Annotated in this window: 11 protein-coding genes; 8 read left to right on the top strand and 3 right to left on the bottom strand. The window is 63.4% G+C overall.

What is annotated here, in order from left to right; translation table 11 throughout:
* Window positions 1–232 precede the first annotated feature (232 nt).
* On the top strand, window positions 233–3229 hold the full coding sequence (locus IR187_RS11950) for a TonB-dependent receptor domain-containing protein (RefSeq protein ID WP_194954844.1): 2997 nt from the start codon (window positions 233–235) through the stop codon (window positions 3227–3229).
* Window positions 3230–3329: 100 nt separating this feature from the next.
* Here the strand turns inward: IR187_RS11950 and IR187_RS11945 are convergent, their stop codons facing one another.
* A complete protein-coding gene (locus tag IR187_RS11945) occupies window positions 3330–4358 on the bottom strand; it encodes a hypothetical protein (protein WP_228765886.1) in 1029 nt (342 codons plus the stop codon).
* A gap of 45 nt (window positions 4359–4403) precedes the next feature.
* On the opposite strand from IR187_RS11945, the gene IR187_RS11940 reads away from it, so the two are divergent.
* From IR187_RS11940 to IR187_RS11920, 5 genes are all read left to right on the top strand, one after another.
* Window positions 4404–5588 carry an aspartyl/asparaginyl beta-hydroxylase domain-containing protein gene (locus IR187_RS11940; protein WP_194954843.1) on the top strand — a complete coding sequence of 395 codons (1185 nt, stop codon included), beginning with the start codon at window positions 4404–4406 and terminating at the stop codon, window positions 5586–5588.
* Between the two features lie 124 nt (window positions 5589–5712).
* Window positions 5713–6048: a hypothetical protein gene (locus tag IR187_RS11935; RefSeq protein WP_194954842.1), complete on the top strand. Its 336-nt coding sequence runs from the start codon at window positions 5713–5715 to the stop codon at window positions 6046–6048.
* A gap of 215 nt (window positions 6049–6263) precedes the next feature.
* The gene (locus tag IR187_RS11930; RefSeq protein ID WP_194954841.1) at window positions 6264–6581 is read left to right on the top strand and encodes a hypothetical protein; all 318 of its coding nucleotides are present in this window, start codon (window positions 6264–6266) and stop codon (window positions 6579–6581) included.
* Window positions 6582–6735: 154 nt separating this feature from the next.
* On the top strand, window positions 6736–6948 hold the full coding sequence (locus tag IR187_RS16860; RefSeq protein ID WP_228765884.1) for a hypothetical protein: 213 nt from the start codon (window positions 6736–6738) through the stop codon (window positions 6946–6948).
* 36 nt (window positions 6949–6984) lie between these two features.
* Window positions 6985–7311, top strand: a complete 327-nt coding sequence (locus tag IR187_RS11920) for a hypothetical protein (RefSeq protein WP_194954839.1) — start codon at window positions 6985–6987, stop codon at window positions 7309–7311.
* Between the two features lie 9 nt (window positions 7312–7320).
* Here the strand turns inward: IR187_RS11920 and clpB are convergent, their stop codons facing one another.
* Window positions 7321–9900, bottom strand: a complete 2580-nt coding sequence (gene clpB / locus IR187_RS11915; protein ID WP_194954838.1) for an ATP-dependent chaperone ClpB — start codon at window positions 9898–9900, stop codon at window positions 7321–7323.
* Between the two features lie 68 nt (window positions 9901–9968).
* Window positions 9969–11540, bottom strand: a complete 1572-nt coding sequence (locus IR187_RS11910) for a leucyl aminopeptidase (protein ID WP_194954837.1) — start codon at window positions 11538–11540, stop codon at window positions 9969–9971.
* 142 nt (window positions 11541–11682) lie between these two features.
* Between IR187_RS11910 and IR187_RS11905 the strand changes: the two genes are divergently transcribed.
* Together IR187_RS11905 and IR187_RS11900 are read left to right on the top strand one after the other, a co-directional pair.
* On the top strand, window positions 11683–13872 hold the full coding sequence (locus IR187_RS11905; protein ID WP_194954836.1) for an acylase: 2190 nt from the start codon (window positions 11683–11685) through the stop codon (window positions 13870–13872).
* A gap of 100 nt (window positions 13873–13972) precedes the next feature.
* Window positions 13973–16858: a M16 family metallopeptidase gene (locus tag IR187_RS11900; RefSeq protein ID WP_194954835.1), complete on the top strand. Its 2886-nt coding sequence runs from the start codon at window positions 13973–13975 to the stop codon at window positions 16856–16858.
* Window positions 16859–16860: the final 2 nt, after the last annotated feature.

The raw sequence follows: 16860 nt of genomic DNA, 5'->3' as shown, positions 1-16860 counted from the left end.
GAAACAATATGTCGTCGGTAACGACATGGCGACGCATAGTATGTCTTTGTTTCTCCGGTTTGTTGCAAATACGTCACAATGTGTCGCGAAACTGCGAATTAGCCCGCAATTTGGCTTTACTCGGTGTCAGTGAAGGATCATTCCGCACGCTATCGGGGTGTTTGTGCGTCGGCGTGCGCCGACAAAACAAGGACTCGGGTAATCCATTCCACCAGTAGCAAGGGACTGCACTGTGACGAAAACCCAATATTCCAAGCTGAAGCTAGGCGCCGCGCCGCTCGTACTGAGCGTGGCCCTGGCCTCGGCTCCTGCCTATGCGCAGGACGCGCAGGACAGCGCGACCACCGGCGGCGAAATCGTCGTGACCGGTACGCTGATCCGCAATCCGAACCTTGAGCAGTCGACGCCCGTCAACGTGACGACGGCAGACACGATCGAACTGAAGCAGTCGAACACCGCGGAAGAAGTTCTGCGTGAACTGCCCGGCGTCGTTCCGAACATCGGTTCGGCGGTCAACAACGGCAACGCCGGCGCCTCCTATGTCGATCTTCGCGGCCTGGGTTCGGTCCGCAATATCGTTCTGCTCAACGGCAATCGCATCGCCCCGTCGGATCCTCTGGGCCGTGTCGACCTCAACAACATTCCGCTGGCGCTGATCGAGCGCGTCGATGCCCTGACCGGCGCTGCCGTGACGACCTATGGCGCCGACGCCATCACCGGCGTGGTCAATTTCATCACCAAGCGCGATTTCGCCGGTCTGGAAGTCACCGCTTCGGAACAGATCACCGAGCGTGGCGACGGCAATATCTTCCGCGTTGATGCGACCATCGGTGCCAACTTCGACGATGGCCGCGGTAACGCCGTGCTGAGCATCGGTTACCAGCAGGCAGACCCTGTGTATCAGGGTGCGCGCTCGTTCTCGCTGGACACGCTCGACAGCTATTCGAACACCTTCTTCGGTTCCGGCACCAGCGTTCCGTCGCGTTTTTCGGGTACCCGCCCGATCGATCCGGTGACCGGTCTGCCGAGCACCGATCCTGCCGTTGCCAACGGAGGCGTTCGTCAGATCAACGCCGCTGGACAAGCCGTCGGCACCTTCGCCACTTACAACTTCAACCCGTTCAACATCTTCCAGACGCCCTTCGAGCGCTTTAACATCTACGGTCAGGGCAATTACGAAGTATCCGACGCGATCGAAGTCTATGCGCGCGGCATGTTCTCGAAGAACACCGTGTCGACGATCATCGCTCCGTCGGGTTCGTTCGGCGGCACCGTAACGGTGAACCTCAACAATCCGTTCCTGCCGGCGGCGCTGCGTAGCCAGTTCTGTGCGTTCAACACGTCAACGACGGAAGGCGTTTACACGCCTCGCTTCTCGACGGCAGAATGCGCCGCCGCGGCGACCGCGACCGGACGGACCGATCCGAACTATCGCGAAGTCACCGTGACGCTCAACCGCCGGACGCCGGAAGTTGGTCCGCGTATCAGCGACTATCAGACGACGTTCTTCGATTATCGCGTCGGCGCCCGCGGCGGCATCACCGATACGATCGACTGGAACATCGAAGGTTCGTACGGCGAATCGGAAAATATCCAGACGATCAAGAACTACACCCTGCAGTCGCGTTTCCGCCAGGCATCGCTGGCCGACAACACCACGACCTGTCAGAACAACACCAACGGGTGCGTCCCCGTCAACCTGTTCGGGCCCGAAGGGTCGATCACGCCGGCGATGGCCGACTATCTGTCGGAAAACAGCTCGACGACCAACCGGACTTCGCTGGCGCAGGTTCGCGCGATCATCTCGGGCGATCTCGGCTTTACTTCGCCGGGCGCGGTTCAGCCGATCGGTTTCGCAATCGGCGGCGAACACCGGAAATATCGTGCGCAGCAAGCATCGGATTTGCTCGCCAAAACCCCGGGTGAACTCGGCGGCGCCGGCGGTGCAGCCCCCGATATCGACGGTCAGTATGCGGTCTATGAAGCCTATGCCGAACTCGTCGCGCCGCTGATCGAAGACAAACCCTTCTTCGAAAATCTGACCCTCGAAGCCGGCATCCGCTATTCGGATTACAGCATCCGGGGTGCGGCCGGTTATGACACTTGGACCTGGAAGGCTGGCGGCAGCTGGACTCCGGTCAATGGCTTCAAGCTTCGCGGCAATTACAGCCGCGCGGTTCGTGCTCCGAACATCGGTGAATTGTTCACGCCGCTGACCGTTGGCCTGACCAACCTGGGGATCGACCCCTGTGCCGGTGCAGCGCCGACGACCAATGCCAACCTGCGCGCCGTCTGCTTGGCACAGGGTGCTCCGGTCGGCACGATCGGCAGCATCACCAATCCGACGGCAGCACAGGCGAACATCACCGTTGGTGGCAGCCTGGCGTTGCAGCCGGAAAAGGCGAATACCTGGACCATTGGTGCAGTGCTGCAGCCGTCGTTCCTGCCGCGTTTCTCGATGTCGATCGATTATTATAACATCAAGATCAACAACGTGATCGGTGCGCCGCTGCCCGGCGACATCATCTCGACCTGCTTCGGGAATCTCACGGCGGCAAGCGCAACCGACCCGTCGTGCACGATCATTCGTCGTAACCCGTTCACCGGTGGTCTTGACGGCGATCCGGCCATCACACCCGGCCTGTTCGGTCAGACGAATAACAATGGCCGCCTGTTCACCGACGGCATCGATCTGTTGATGAACTGGAACACCGATCTTGGCTTTGCCAGCCTTGACTGGTCGTTCGTGGGTAACTGGACCAACTCGTCCAGGTTCAGGTCGGACGTCAATCTGGCAACCTCGATCGATCGCGAGTGCGTTGGATACTATAGCGTTAACTGCTCGTTCACCGGTTCGATCCAGCCGGAACTTCAGTTCTCGCAGCGCTTCACGCTCGGCTTCGACAAGGTCGATCTGTCGCTGCTGTGGCGCTGGATCGACGGTGTCGAATTCGAACCGCAGCAGATCATCGATGACGGTGGTCCGGCTAACTCGGTTGATCCGCGGTTCTTGAAGGTCAAGTCGGCGCATTACTTCGACCTGACCGGGCGTTTCAACGTAAGCGAGAACCTGGTGTTCACCGCCACGGTGCAGAACCTGCTCGACAAGCAGCCGCCGATCCTGGGCAACACGATCGGTTCGACTACCTACAACAGCGGCAACACCTATCCGTCGACCTACGACGCGCTGGGCCGCCGTTATGCGGTGTCGGCGAAGCTGAAGTTCTAGTCGCTTCGCGCTTTCGCAAGAACTGGGGGCGGGCCGCAAGGTCCGCCCCTTTTCTTTGGTCCCCGATGCGGCGGGCATCGGGGCGCCTGCCAATCCTGCTTCAGGGCAGTGCGAGCGGTTGCGGTAGCGTTAGCGGGATCTCGGCTTGCTCGGCCAAGACCGACGCCCAGGCTACGACCTGGTCGATCTCGGCTCCGTATGCCGCTTCGGCAGCGGCCAGATCGCGCTGGCGTTCGCCGGCGACAAAAGGCGCGCCTGATTTGCTGTTGCGCGACAGCGCCGGGTTACCCGAAATGATGTCATCTGCCATTGGTATTTGATAGTGCGCCATGGCCGCGGCGACTGCGTCACCCGGCGCACGGGTCAGGGTCTCGCTGTCGAGCGTCGCGATACGCTCGGGTGTCCATGCTGCGAGCGCCGCGAACGCCTGTTGCTGCGCGAGCCAGCCCACCGCGGCGATCTGCAGATCCGATTGCCGAAAATATGCGCGCGCGTCGAAGCCAAAGGTTACGAAGCCGTCGGCAAGATAATTCTCGAGCAACTCGCGGCACCACAGGCGACAGCCCAGCCCCTTTCGCGCTACCGACAACAGAAACGCGCGTAGCGGGGCGTAGAGCAACAACGCGCGCGCCTCCGGCCGCAAGGTCATTGCGCCCCGTGCCAGCGGATTGAAGATATTCGAAGGCTTGATGACGACGGCATGATCGCCGCCGAACCCTCGTCCCAGCAACGACAGCGCGTCATGCATCACCCGGCCGTGCTGGCGGGGGTCGGCACCGCGGCGGCGCCAGCCAACCATGTCATTGAGGAGCACCGGTTCGGAAAGGCCGGTCGCGATCCCGGGCTGGCCAATTGCCTGCACCAGCATTGTCGAGGCGCAATATGCTGAATGAAACAGGAAATGTAGCGGCGTAACTTGTTGGCCCGCGATCGCGGTCGCGCAGTCGTTGCGTTCAACGACAATTGGACCCGCCTCGTGACCAAGATAGTCATCGGTCAGAAATGGAACTTCGCTTCGCCGTTCGCGCGCCACATGACGAAAATGAAAGGCATCATGGCCTGGGTCGTAACGGTGCGCCAGCCACGTGGCGTCGCGGACTAGGGTGCTTGCGGCGGATAACCCGGTCATCGTTGAACCTTGCCGATTGCGCGGTGCGATGGCAAGCATGACGACATGGCAACCCCTCCTCCGCCCGCCGCCGCCGTCGAAGCCAACAGGCTGGGTCTGGCCGCGCTTCAGGCGGGTGACTTCACCGCTGCGATCACCCATTTCACCGACGCGATCAGCGCCGATCCGGGATCGGGAGCGCTGCGGCGCAATCTGGCTTCGGTACACCGCGCGCTCGGTGATGACGCCAATGAGTTGAAGGCGCTCGACGCTGCGCTGGCAATCGACCGGCGCGACTTGATGGCGTGGCTGCGGAAGGCCGAACGCCATCAGGCGCGGCAGGATCTGGGCGAGGCGCTGTCGGCATGGAGTGCGGCTCTCGCGCTGGGCGCGCAATTGGAAACGGTACCTCCGCCAATCGCCGCCTTGCTCGAACAGGGCGAAGCCTTTGTCGACACCGCGACTGGAACCATGTTGGACAACGTCACCGCTGCGCTTGCTCCCATGCGCGATCACTTATCCGAAACGGAGGTGCGCCGGGGAGACGCCTTTGTCGCGGCTGCGTTGGGCAGGCGCCGCATTTATCGGAACGAATGCGCCGGCGTTCACTATCCGTTTTTGCCCGCCGATGAGTATTTCGATCGCCATCATTTCCCGTGGTTTGCCAATCTCGAAGCACAGACCGCGGCGATCCGCGGCGAGCTGAAAGCGCTGCTTGCCGATCCGGGTGATGCCCTGCGTCCTTACGTCAGGATGGAGGCCGGCACCCCCGACTCGATCTGGTCGGCGCTCGATCACCAGCTCGATTGGAGCGCCTGCTTTCTGTGGGAATATGGCGAACCGAACCGGCCGGTACTCGACCGTTGTCCGTCGACGGCGGCCGCGTTGGCCGCCGTGCCGGGTGCGCGGATAGCCGGGCGCGCGCCGAGCGCCTTTTTCTCGCTGCTTCGACCGCATACCCGTATTCCGCCCCACACCGGGGTCACGAATACGCGGGCCATCGTTCATCTCCCGCTGATCGTCCCGCCCGGCTGCGGCTTTCGGGTCGGCGGCGAGACCCGCGAGTGGATCGAGGGTCAGGCTTTTGCCTTTGATGACACGATTGAGCATGAGGCGTGGAACGATAGCGACGAACTGCGTGCGGTCCTGATTCTGGATGTTTGGAACCCGCATCTCAGCGCCCACGAACGCGAACTTTTGACGCGCTATTTTGCCGCAGCAGACCAGTCGGGATATGCTGTACCCCGGTAATCTCGCATCACCCGATCCTTCGTTGCCGCGAAAATGACCCGGGACGCAAATTCGCTTGGTGACCAAAGGGCCCCAACATATTGCTGGGCGTAGTGGATCCGTCATGTTGCGAGAAGGAATGATTATGGGGACGTCGTCGGCTGTGCTCGTTGCTGCCACACTGATCGCGGCGCCTGTAGCCGTTGGCGCCCAGGAAAAGGCGGCTCCAGCAGAAATGCCGTCCACCCTGACGCGAACACAGATTGCCGCCCATAACGCAGCTCTGGCACCGGCCGACCCTGATTACATCAAATGCCGCAAGGTGTTGGAAACCGGCTCGCTGGTCAAAAAATACCGCGTTTGCCGAACCAATGCCAAGTGGCGGGAGGTCATTGCGAACAGCAGCCAGAACGCCCGGGCCACCGTCGAGGCCATGTCGAGCAAGGCGAGCGGAGCCAGCTATATGTTGGGTAGCGATTGATGCCGATACGCTGACCTTGCCAACGGCATTTTACCATGACCTCGTTCGCTGGACTCGCCGAACATTTACGGTCCTATAGCGCAAGACAGTCCCAAGTGATGGACAAGGACGCAGCTCTTGGAGCTCGACAAAGCCGATCGTGCGGCGTCCGATTCAGGCTATATCTGTCGGATGCGCGTGATACAGACAGGGTCTGCTATCGAGGAGGAATATAAATGGCCAAGTCCCTGACTGCACTGATTGCGGCGGCGTTGATAGTGGCGCCGGCTGCCCTTGCTGCCGAAGAAAGCGCGCCGCCCCCGAAGACACCGTCGGCGATGACGCCAACCGAAATTAACGCGCATAATGCAGGGCTTGCGCCAAGTGATCCCAACTTCATCAAATGTCGAAAGACCGTGGAAATCGGCTCGCTTGTGAAAAAGAACCGCGTCTGCCGCACGAATGCAAAATGGAAAGAGGTTATCGCCAACAGCAGTCAAAATGCGCGGGACACAACAGAGGCGATGACGAGTAAGGCGGGCAATTCAAACTGACCCAAAAACGCGAGGTGATGATATGCGGATATTGTTGATCGGAGTCTTTCTGGCTGGCGTGTCCGGCGCGGGTGCCAGTGAAACCAATCCGGCACCGCGAATCCCGTCGGAAATGACGGGCAAGGAAATCGACGCCTATAACGAGGGGCGGACCATGACCGATCCCGACTATATCAAATGTCGTCGCATCCCGGAATCGGGATCACTGGTCAAAAAGAACCGCGTGTGTCGCACCAACGCGCAGTGGATCGCTTCGTCCAACAAAGGCAATCTGGACGCACGCGATACGATGGAAACCCTGGCGCGCGGCTGGAGCAATTCGGTTGAACCCCAACAGGATTTGATGTCTCATGCCGAACCACGCTGACCATTGAAGGTCGCCGTGTAGCCAGGGATGCCGGTGATGCCGCTGCTGATGTCTATTCTGGTGCTGGTATCGTCGCCGGGCGCAACGACAGCAAGCGCAGATCGCACGCCGCCGGAACAGGTTCCGTCAGAGATGACCAATGCCGAAATTCGCACTTTTAACCAAGGACTTGCGTCCAGTCACCCGCAATATATCAAATGCCGCAAAATAGAAGAAATCGGGTCATTGGTAAAAAAGGCGCGAGTTTGCCGAACCAATGAACAGTGGAAGCAGGCGTGGACGCGGGGCAATCAAAACTCCCGCGAAACGATGGATGCCATGACCAGCAAGGCGGGAGACTGTCGCGCCACAGGAACGTGCTGACCCGTGCGTTTAACTCGGCGTCAACGCCAGCGCTCCGTCGCCTTCATCGACCCGGACTGTTGATCCGTCCCTAACCTCGCCCTTCAGGATCAGGTCGGCCAGCGGATCCTGCAGATATTTCTGCACCGCGCGCTTCAGCGGTCGTGCGCCATAGACGGGGTCATAGCCCACCCGGCCGAGCCACGCGCGCGCGGCATCGGTCAGGTCGAGCGTGACCTTGCGATCGGCGAGCAGTTTCTGCACCCGCGCGACCTGGATATCGACGATGCCGGCCATATGTTGCTGCGCCAAGCGGTTGAAAAGCACAATTTCGTCGAGGCGATTGAGGAACTCGGGCCGGAAGTGGGCGCGCACGACTTCCATGACAGCGGGTTCGGCCTGCTCGACCGGAGCGTCGTCGGGAAGCGCGGCGATCGCCTGACTGCCGAGGTTCGACGTCAGAATGATCAGCGTGTTGGTGAAATCGACCGTGCGCCCCTGCCCGTCGGTCAGGCGTCCGTCGTCGAGCACCTGCAGCAGGATGTTGAAGACGTCGGCATGGGCCTTTTCGACCTCGTCGAACAGCACGACCTGATAGGGTCGGCGCCGCACCGCCTCGGTCAGCGTGCCACCCTCTTCATAGCCGACATAGCCCGGAGGCGCGCCGACGAGGCGCGCGACGCTGTGCTTTTCCATGAACTCGGACATGTCGATGCGGACCATCGCATTGTCGTCGTCGAACAGGAAACGCGCCAGCGCCTTGGTCAGTTCGGTCTTGCCGACTCCCGTGGGGCCGAGGAAGAGGAAGCTGCCGAGCGGGCGGTTCGGATCCTGCAGGCCGGCGCGGGCGCGGCGCACCGCGGTCGATACGGCGCGCACCGCCTCGTCTTGGCCAATCACGCGTTTCGCGAGCGTGCTTTCCATCGAAAGCAGTTTTTCGCGCTCGCCTTCCATCATCCGGTCGACCGGGATGCCGGTCCATTTGCTGACCACCGCGGCGATGTCGTCGGCGGTGACTTCCTCGCGCAGCATCGCATTGCCCGCCGCGGCTTCGGCGTCGGCAAGCTGCTTTTCGAGCGCGGGGATGGTGCCGTAGCTTAGCTCGCCTGCCTTCGCGAGGTCGCCCGCGCGCTGGGCCTGTTCGAGCTGTCCGCGCGCGGCGTCGAGTTCTTCCTTGATCTTCGCCTCGGCGTGGATCTTGTCCTTTTCGGCCTGCCACCTCTGCGTGAGTTCGGCCGACTGCTGTTCGAGGTTCGCGAGTTCGGCGCGGAGCGCGGCGAGCCGGTCCTTCGACGCGGCGTCGCTCTCCTTGCCGAGCGCCGCCTCCTCGATCTTCATCTGGATGATGCGGCGGTCGAGGCTCTCGATCTCCTCGGGTTTGGATTCGACCTCCATGCGGATGCGGCTCGCTGCTTCGTCCATCAGGTCGATCGCCTTGTCGGGCAGGAAACGGTCGGAGATATAGCGGTGCGACAGCGTCGCGGCGGCGACGATCGCGCCGTCGGTGATCCGCACCCCGTGGTGCAGCTCGTATTTCTCCTTGATCCCGCGCAGGATCGAGATCGAATCCTCGACCGTCGGTTCGCCGACGAACACCGGCTGAAAGCGCCGCTGCAGCGCGGGGTCTTTTTCGACATGCTTGCGATATTCGTCGAGCGTCGTCGCGCCGATGCAATGCAGCTCGCCGCGCGCCAAGGCGGGCTTGAGCAGGTTCGATGCGTCCATCGCGCCTTCGGATTTGCCCGCGCCGACCAGCGTGTGCATCTCGTCGATGAACAGGATGATCTCGCCCGCGGCGGCCTTCACATCGTCGAGCACGCCCTTGAGGCGCTCCTCGAACTCGCCGCGATATTTGGCGCCCGCGATCAGCGCGCCCATGTCGAGCGCGAGCAGGCGGCGGTCCTTCAAACTGTCGGGCACGTCGCCATTGACGATGCGCAGCGCCAGCCCCTCGGCGATCGCGGTCTTGCCCACGCCGGGTTCGCCGATCAGCACCGGGTTGTTCTTGGTACGGCGCGCGAGGATCTGGACGGTGCGGCGAATTTCCTCGTCGCGGCCGATCACCGGATCGAGCTTGCCCTCGCGCGCCACCTCGGTGAGGTCGCGGGCGAATTTCTTGAGCGCGTCATAGCGGTCTTCGGCCGAGGCGCTGTCGGCGGCGCGGCCGCCGGTCAGCTTGGCGATCGCGGCATTCAGCGCTTCGGGTGTCACACCGGCATCGGCGAGCGCCTTCCCCACGGGGGTCCCGCTGCCCAGCACCATGGCGAGCAGGATATTCTGGACCGCGACGAACTCGTTGCCTGACTTTGCGGCGACCTGTTCGGCCTGGTCGAGCAGACGTACGGCGTCATTGTCGAGCCCCGGCGTTTGCTGCGCGCCCGACCCCGACACCGCGGGAACCTTGGCGAGCAAGGCATCGATCCCGGCGACGGCGCGCGCGGCGTCGCCGCCGCTGTTCGCGATCAGCCCCGCCGCCATGCCCTGACTGTCCTCGAGCAGCGCCTTGGCGATATGCTCGGGGCCGATCCGCTGGTGGTTCAGGCGGATCGCGATCGTCTGCGCCGCCTGCAAAAAGCCCTTGGCGCGGTCGGTGAATTTTTCGAGGTTCATCTAGGTAAGCCCCTTTCTCTCACCGAGAGATAGTGTTGCCATTATACAACACAAGGGGCTTGCCATGCTTATTTCCCGCCGCGCGCAAAGGCGTCGAGCAGGCGGACACCAAAGCCGGTCATGCCCTTGGGTACCAGCGGGCTGGTCTTTTCGCTGCGGTTCACCCCGGCAATGTCGAGATGGGCCCAGGGGGTCGCCTCGTCGACGAAAAAGCCGACGAAATGCGCCCCCAGGCTGGCGCCCGGACCATCGCCGCCGCTGTTACGGATATCGGCGATGTCGGACTTGACCCGCTCGGCATAGTTTTTGTGCAGCGGCATCCGCCACAATTCCTCGCCGCTGGTGGTGCCGGCGGCGAGCAGGCCATCTGCCAGCGCGTCGCCGCGGGCGAACAGGCCGGCATATTGGTCCGACAGGGCGCCGACGATCGAGCCGGTCAGCGTCGCGACGGTGACGATGCTGTGCGGGCGATATTGCCGCGCGACATATTCGACCCCGTCGGCCAGCACCAGCCGCCCCTCGGCATCGGTGTTGACGACCTCGATCGTCTTGCCCGACATGCTGCGGACGACGTCGCCGGGGCGCTGGGCATTGCCGTCGGGCATATTCTCGGCGAGTGCGGCGACCGCGACGACATGCACCGGTGCGCGCGATTTGGCGAGCGACAGCGCCGCGCCCATGACCGACGCGGCACCCGACATGTCGCCTTTCATATTGCCCATGCCCGCCGCGGGTTTGATCGAAATGCCGCCGCTGTCAAAGGTGATGCCCTTGCCGACCAGCGCCAGCGGCGCATCGGGCGCGCCACTGCCGCGATAGCGCACCAGCATCATGCGCGACCCCCGCGGGCTGCCCTGCCCGACGCCGACGATGCTGCCCATGCCGAGCCGGCGCATCGCGGCTTCGTCGAGCACCTCGATGCTCACGCCCGCGACTCCGGCAAAAGCCTTGCGGACTTCGGCGACAAAGCTTTCGGGATAGATGACGTTCGCCGGTTCATTGGCCAGGTCGCGCGACAGACGGACCCCGTCGGCGAGCGGCTTGCCACGGCTGGCGAAAAAGGATTCGGCGGCGGCCGGGTTTGCGGCGAGGATGGTAACCGCGCCGGTGGGCGGGGTTTTCTTACCCACCGTCTGGTACCGGTCGAAACGATATTGGCCGAGCGCGAAACCATAGGCGACGTCGGCGGCCGAGGTATCGTTCGACGCCCCGGCGATCGTCACCGGATGCGCTTCGTTTTTCAGTTCCTGCGCTGCCTTGCCGCCCGCCTCAGCAAGTGCGAGCGCGGTGGGCGCCGCGCCGGTGCCGACGAGCAGGATGCGCGGGAAAGCGCCGATGCCGCGCAGCGACAGTGTCGATCCGGCCTTGGCGTCGAAAGACGCGGCGGCGATGGCAGCGCCAAGCGCCTGCCGCTCCGCATCGCCCAGCACCACCCCGTCGAGCGAAGGCAGTGCCGCGTCGGTCATCAGCACGACGAGCGCGCCGCCCGCAGAAGCGGTGGCGGCAAAGCCGATCGGCCGCTCGGCGCTGTTCGCAACGGTGGCAGGAGCGATGCCCGAGCCCGTCACATTTCGCGCGATGGCGGGCGAGGCGAGCGTGAACGACAGGCAGGCGGCGAGAAGCAGGCTTTTGCGATACATGGAGATTCCCCGGTTGAAACAATGGCGTCTTGATAGCGGGGTTGCCCCGGATCGCAAATTCGGCTCGACGAACGACAGCCGCTTGCCTTCCGACGACATGGCGGTCACACAGCCGCCACGCGCGACGCGAAAAGGACCGGATATGCTGCGACGGATTGTGCTGGGGTTGCTGGGGCTGATCGTCGTTGCCGCGGTTTCGCTGGCGCTTTGGGAACCGCTGACCGCCGAAGCGCCAACCGCGCCGACGTTCAAGCCGCAGGATGTCCGCATCGCGCGCGACAGTTTCGGCGTGCCGCATATCTTTGGCAAGACCGATGCCGACGTCGCTTATGGCGTCGCCTATGCCCATGCCGAGGATGATTTTTCGACGCTGCAGGAAGTGCTGGCGATGACGCGCGGGCGCGCCGGGGCGATGCTCGGCGAAGATGGCGCAAAGGTCGACTATGCCGCCGCGCTGCTCGACGTGCGCGCCACGACCGCGCGCGACTGGCCGCGCCTGCCCGCCGATGTGAGGGCGCTGTTCACCGCTTATGCCGCCGGGCTCAACCATTATGCCGACAAGCATCCGGGCGAGGTGCGTCTATCGGGGCTGTTCCCGGTGACCGGCGAAGATGTCGTCGCGGGCTTCGTGCTGCGCTCGCCCTTTTTCTTCGGGCTCGATTCGGTGCTGGGATCGCTGGTCGAGGGCAAGCCGGTCGGCCGCGAGGGCGGCCCCGCGCTCGACGCGACGGGCAAGCTCATCCCGCGCGAACCGGCCCCGGTCGGGAGTGATCCTGCCGATCGATTGACGCCGGTCGGCCGCGACCCGGCCGACAACGGATCGAACGCGATGGCGGTCGCGCCGGGGCGCTCGACCGATGGCGCGACACGGCTGGTGTCGAACTCGCACCAGCCGTGGACGGGCGGCGTCGCGTGGTACGAACTGGTGGTGCATAGCGAGGAAGGATGGGATTTCGCGGGGGCGAACTTCCCCGGCTCGCCCTATCCCTTCCTTGGCCACAACAAATATCTCGGTTGGACCAACACGGTGAATCGGCCCGACCTGATCGACGTGTACCGGCTGGCGCTCGACGAAAGCGGTAAGCAGTACCGGTTCGACGGCGCCTGGCGCCCGCTGGAGGAAAAGCGGATCTGGCTCAAGGTCAAGTTCGGGCCGTTCGTGCTGCCGGTGCCGCGCACCGTCTATCGCTCGGTTCACGGGCCGGTGGTGAAAAATGACGAAGGCGCGTTCGCGATCCGTTATGCGGGGATCGACCAGGCCAACATGGTCACCCAATATTATCGGCTGAACAAGGCCAAGGATTTTGCCGAATGGCGCGCCGCGATGGCAGGGCAGGGCGTACCCGCGACCAATTTTATTTATGCCGATGCCAAAGGGAATATCGCCCTGTTCTACAACGCGATGTTCCCCGACCGTCCGGCGGGGTTCAACTGGCGGGCGACGCTGCCCGGCGACACATCGACGGCGCTGTGGACCAAGACCCTGCCGTTCGACCGTGTTCCGGCGCTGGTCAATCCGCGTTCGGGCTATGTGATGAACGCCAACAACACGCCGTGGGTGGCGGCGGGACCGGGCGATGAACTGGACGCGGCCGCCTTTTCGCCGTTGCTCGGGATCGAGGATGATATGACCAACCGCGCCACGCGGCTGATCGAACTGTTCGAGGAGTCTGGCCGGATCGACGAGGCGCGGCTGAAGGCGATCAAATATGATACCGCCTACGCCAGGACCGGCTATGCCAAAGCGTGGATGGACCGGCTGCTGGCGCTCGACACCAAAGGCGACCCGGCGCTCGCGCGGGCGCAGGATCTGCTTCGCAAATGGGACTGGAATCTGGACGGCAAGGGCAGGGGCGATGCGCTGGCGCTCATGGTGCTGCGCCCTGCCAACGGTCGCCATTATCAGCGCCGCGCCCCTCCCGACCCGCGCGAAGTGCTGAGCGAAACCGTCGCGCACCTGCAGGACCATTTTGGCGGTCTGGACCCCAGGCTCGGCACTGTTCTGCGCCTCCGGCACGGCGAAGGCGCATCGCGCGTCGACTTGCCGCTCGACGGCGGCAACGACACGGTACGCGCCTCGACGCTGTGGGATGCCGAGCCCGACGGGCGGCTGAAGGTGCGCCACGGCGACAGTTTCATCATGTTCGTTACCTGGGACCGGCAGGGGCGGGTGCGGTCGGAATCGATCCAGCCATTCGGTGCGGCAACGACGCGCCCGGCCAGCCCGCACTATAACGATCAGGCACCATTGTTCGTGCGGCACCAGTTGAAGCCGGTGCTGTTTGACCCGGCAGCGCTGAAAGCGAGCGGCGCCCGATTCTATCGCCCTTGAAAGGTGCGGGCGACTGTCCTAAACCGTTGATACAGTGCCGTCCGGCACACGGTCGCGCGCAGGTTGATTCAGGCCTGCGTCCGTAATCCAAGAGGATGCCATGCCCCGTTTCCATCGTCTCGCGCTTGCCCTGGCGGCCACCACGTCGCTGGTCGCCGCAGCCCCCGCCATCGCCCAGAGCAAAGCCGCCGCTCCGGCGCCGATCGCCGAACTGGTAAAAGCGGTCGATATCCCGCACCAAGCCTTCACGCTCGACAACGGCCTGCGGGTGATCGTCCACGAGGACCGCAAGGCGCCGGTCGTCGCAGTGTCGGTATGGTATCGCGTCGGGTCGAAGCACGAGCCGAAAGGAAAGACCGGTTTTGCCCACTTGTTCGAACACCTGATGTTCAACGGGTCGGAAAACGCTCCCGACGATTTTTTCGAGCCGCTGCAACAGGTCGGCGCGACCGACTTCAACGGCACGACCAATGTCGACCGCACCAATTATTTCGAAACCGTTCCGACCGGAGCGCTCGATCTCGCGCTGTTCCTCGAAAGCGACCGCATGGGGCATCTGCTCGGCGCGGTGACGCAGGAAAAACTCGATAACCAGCGCGGCGTCGTCCAGAATGAAAAGCGCCAGGGCGACAATAATCCCTTTGGCCTGCTGCGTTACGAGATTTTCGAGAATCTGTTTCCCAAGGGACACCCCTATCACCACAGCACGATCGGCTCGATGGCCGACCTCGATGCAGCGAGCCTCGACGATGTAAAAAAATGGTTCACCGATAATTACGGTCCAAACAATGCCGTGCTGGTACTGGCTGGCGACATCGATGTCGCGACGGCAAAGGCCAAGGTGCAGCACTGGTTCGGCGACATCCCGCGCGGCGCCGATGTCAAGGCGCCCGCGACGTCGGTCCCGACCTTGCCCGCACCCTTGGCGAAAGAGGTCAAGGATCTGATCCCGACCCCGCGTGTCTATCGCATGTGGGCGATCCCGGGTCTGAACGACCCCGAAGCGGTGCCGCTACAGATGGCGACCGCGGTGCTGGGCGGGCTGTCGTCGTCGCGGCTCGACAATGCGATGGTCCGCACCGATCCGGTGGCCGTCAGTGTCGGCGCCTTTGCCCAGAGCTTTGAAGATGCCGGCCTGTTGATCGTGCAGGCCGACGTAAAGCCCGGCACGGATGTCGATACGGTCGGCAAAAAGCTGGACGCGGAAATCGCGAAATTCCTGGCAAGCGGCCCGACCGCCGACGAGTTGCAACGTGCCGCCGCGAGCTATTTGGGCGGGACGATCGCCGGGCTTGAATCGGTGGGCGGCTTTGGCGGCAAGGCGGTGACGCTGGCCGAGGGCGCGCTCTATTCGAACGATCCGGCCTATTACAAAGTCGAACTCGACCGCATGGCGAAGGCGACCCCCGAACAGGTCGCGGCGACCGCGCGCAAATGGATGTCGCGCCCGGCCTTTTCGCTGACCTATACCCCCGGCGAACGCACCGAAGGTGGCGAGAATCGCGGCGGCGCGGTGACGGGGGGCAAAGCGACGATGGCGGTCGCGCCCGATCGTTACTGGAACCCCGATCTGGGAGACATCGGCCCCGACACCGGGATCGGCGACGCGACCTCGATCGCCGACCGCTCGCAATGGCCGGCAGTGGCCGACCTGACCGCGCTCGAATTTCCCGACATCGAACGCACCCGTTTGAAGAACGGGATCGAGGTCGTTTTCGCGCGGCGCACGACGGTGCCGACGGTGAATGTCGCGGTCAGCTTTGACGCAGGCTACGCCGCCGATCCGCACGATGCGCTTGGTACCCAGTCGCTGATGCTCAACCTGATGAACGAAGGCACGACCAAGCTCAACTCGATCGCCTTTGCCGAGGCGAAGGAACGGCTGGGCGCGCAAATCAGCGGCACCGCGAACGCCGACGAGACCGTGTTCAGCCTGTTCGCGCTCAAGCCCAATCTGGGCGCTTCGCTGACGCTGCTCGCCGATTATATCCGCAACCCCGCGTTTGACGCGAAGGAACTCGAGCGCGTGCGGGCGCAGCAGCTCAACCGCCTGAAGGCGGAGATGAACAATCCGAACGCGATTGCATCGCGGCTCATGGCGCCGATGCTCTATGGCGCCGACCATCCCTATGGCATTCCGCCGTCGGGTCTGGGCGATGCCAAGGCGGTCGAAGCGGCGACTCGCGAGCAGCTGGCGGCTTTTCATGCAACGTGGATCCGTCCGGACAATGCGCGGATCTTCGTCGTCGGCGATACGACCTTGGCGGAGGTGAAGAAACAGCTCGATGCCAGCCTGGGCGCATGGAAAGCACCCGCGACGGCGAAGCCGGTCAAGAATTTTGACATCGCCATTCCCGCCCCGCGGCCGCGTATCGTCTTGTTCGACCGGCCCAAGTCGCCGCAGTCGGTGATTCTTGCCGGCAAGGTTCTCGACGCCAAGGGGCGTGACAGCCTGGAAGTGTTGCGCTCGGCCAACGATATTTTCGGGGGCAATTTCCTGTCGCGCTTCAACACCAACCTGCGCGAAACCAAAGGCTGGTCATATGGCGTACGGACGCGAATTTCGGGCGAGACCGACCGGCTGAGCTGGGTCGCGGTGGCGCCGGTGCAGGCCGACCGGACCGGCGATTCGATCAGGGAACTGCAGAGCGACCTCAAAAGCTTTCTGACCGACAAGGGCGTGTCGCAGGCCGAACTGGAACGCACCGTCAACGGCAGCGTGCGCGAACTGCCCGGCAGTTTCGAAACTTCGACCGATGTGCTGGCGGGGCTCCGCAACATCGTCAAATTCGGGCGGCCCGATAATTATTACGAAACGCTGCCGGCGACCTATGAGGCGATGACCGCGGCTGAAATCGATGCGGCGGCGCGGCGCGCGCTCAGCACCGACGACCTCGTCTATGTCGTTGTCGGCGATGCGGCGGTGGTCAAACCGCAGCTTGACGGATTGGGTCTGGCGGTGGAAACAGCAGCTCCAGCTAATTAACA

Origin of the sequence: Sphingopyxis solisilvae (assembly GCF_015475875.1) — a bacterium.
Taxonomy (GTDB): domain Bacteria; phylum Pseudomonadota; class Alphaproteobacteria; order Sphingomonadales; family Sphingomonadaceae; genus Sphingopyxis; species Sphingopyxis solisilvae.
Note: the sequence above shows the minus strand (reverse complement) of the source record. Positions and strands in the feature narration are given on the sequence as shown.

Excerpts from the sequence above, each read along its gene's own strand:
- IR187_RS11945 (WP_228765886.1), bottom strand. The coding sequence starts at position 4,358 with ATGACCGGGTTATCCGCCGCAAGCACCCTAGTCCGCGACGCCACGTGG.
- IR187_RS11940 (WP_194954843.1), top strand. The coding sequence starts at position 4,404 with ATGGCAACCCCTCCTCCGCCCGCCGCCGCCGTCGAAGCCAACAGGCTG.
- IR187_RS11935 (WP_194954842.1), top strand. The coding sequence starts at position 5,713 with ATGGGGACGTCGTCGGCTGTGCTCGTTGCTGCCACACTGATCGCGGCG.
- IR187_RS11930 (WP_194954841.1), top strand. The coding sequence starts at position 6,264 with ATGGCCAAGTCCCTGACTGCACTGATTGCGGCGGCGTTGATAGTGGCG.
- IR187_RS16860 (WP_228765884.1), top strand. The coding sequence starts at position 6,736 with ATGACCGATCCCGACTATATCAAATGTCGTCGCATCCCGGAATCGGGA.
- IR187_RS11920 (WP_194954839.1), top strand. The coding sequence starts at position 6,985 with ATGCCGCTGCTGATGTCTATTCTGGTGCTGGTATCGTCGCCGGGCGCA.
- clpB (WP_194954838.1), bottom strand. The coding sequence starts at position 9,900 with ATGAACCTCGAAAAATTCACCGACCGCGCCAAGGGCTTTTTGCAGGCG.
- IR187_RS11910 (WP_194954837.1), bottom strand. The coding sequence starts at position 11,540 with ATGTATCGCAAAAGCCTGCTTCTCGCCGCCTGCCTGTCGTTCACGCTC.
- IR187_RS11905 (WP_194954836.1), top strand. The coding sequence starts at position 11,683 with ATGCTGCGACGGATTGTGCTGGGGTTGCTGGGGCTGATCGTCGTTGCC.
- IR187_RS11900 (WP_194954835.1), top strand. The coding sequence starts at position 13,973 with ATGCCCCGTTTCCATCGTCTCGCGCTTGCCCTGGCGGCCACCACGTCG.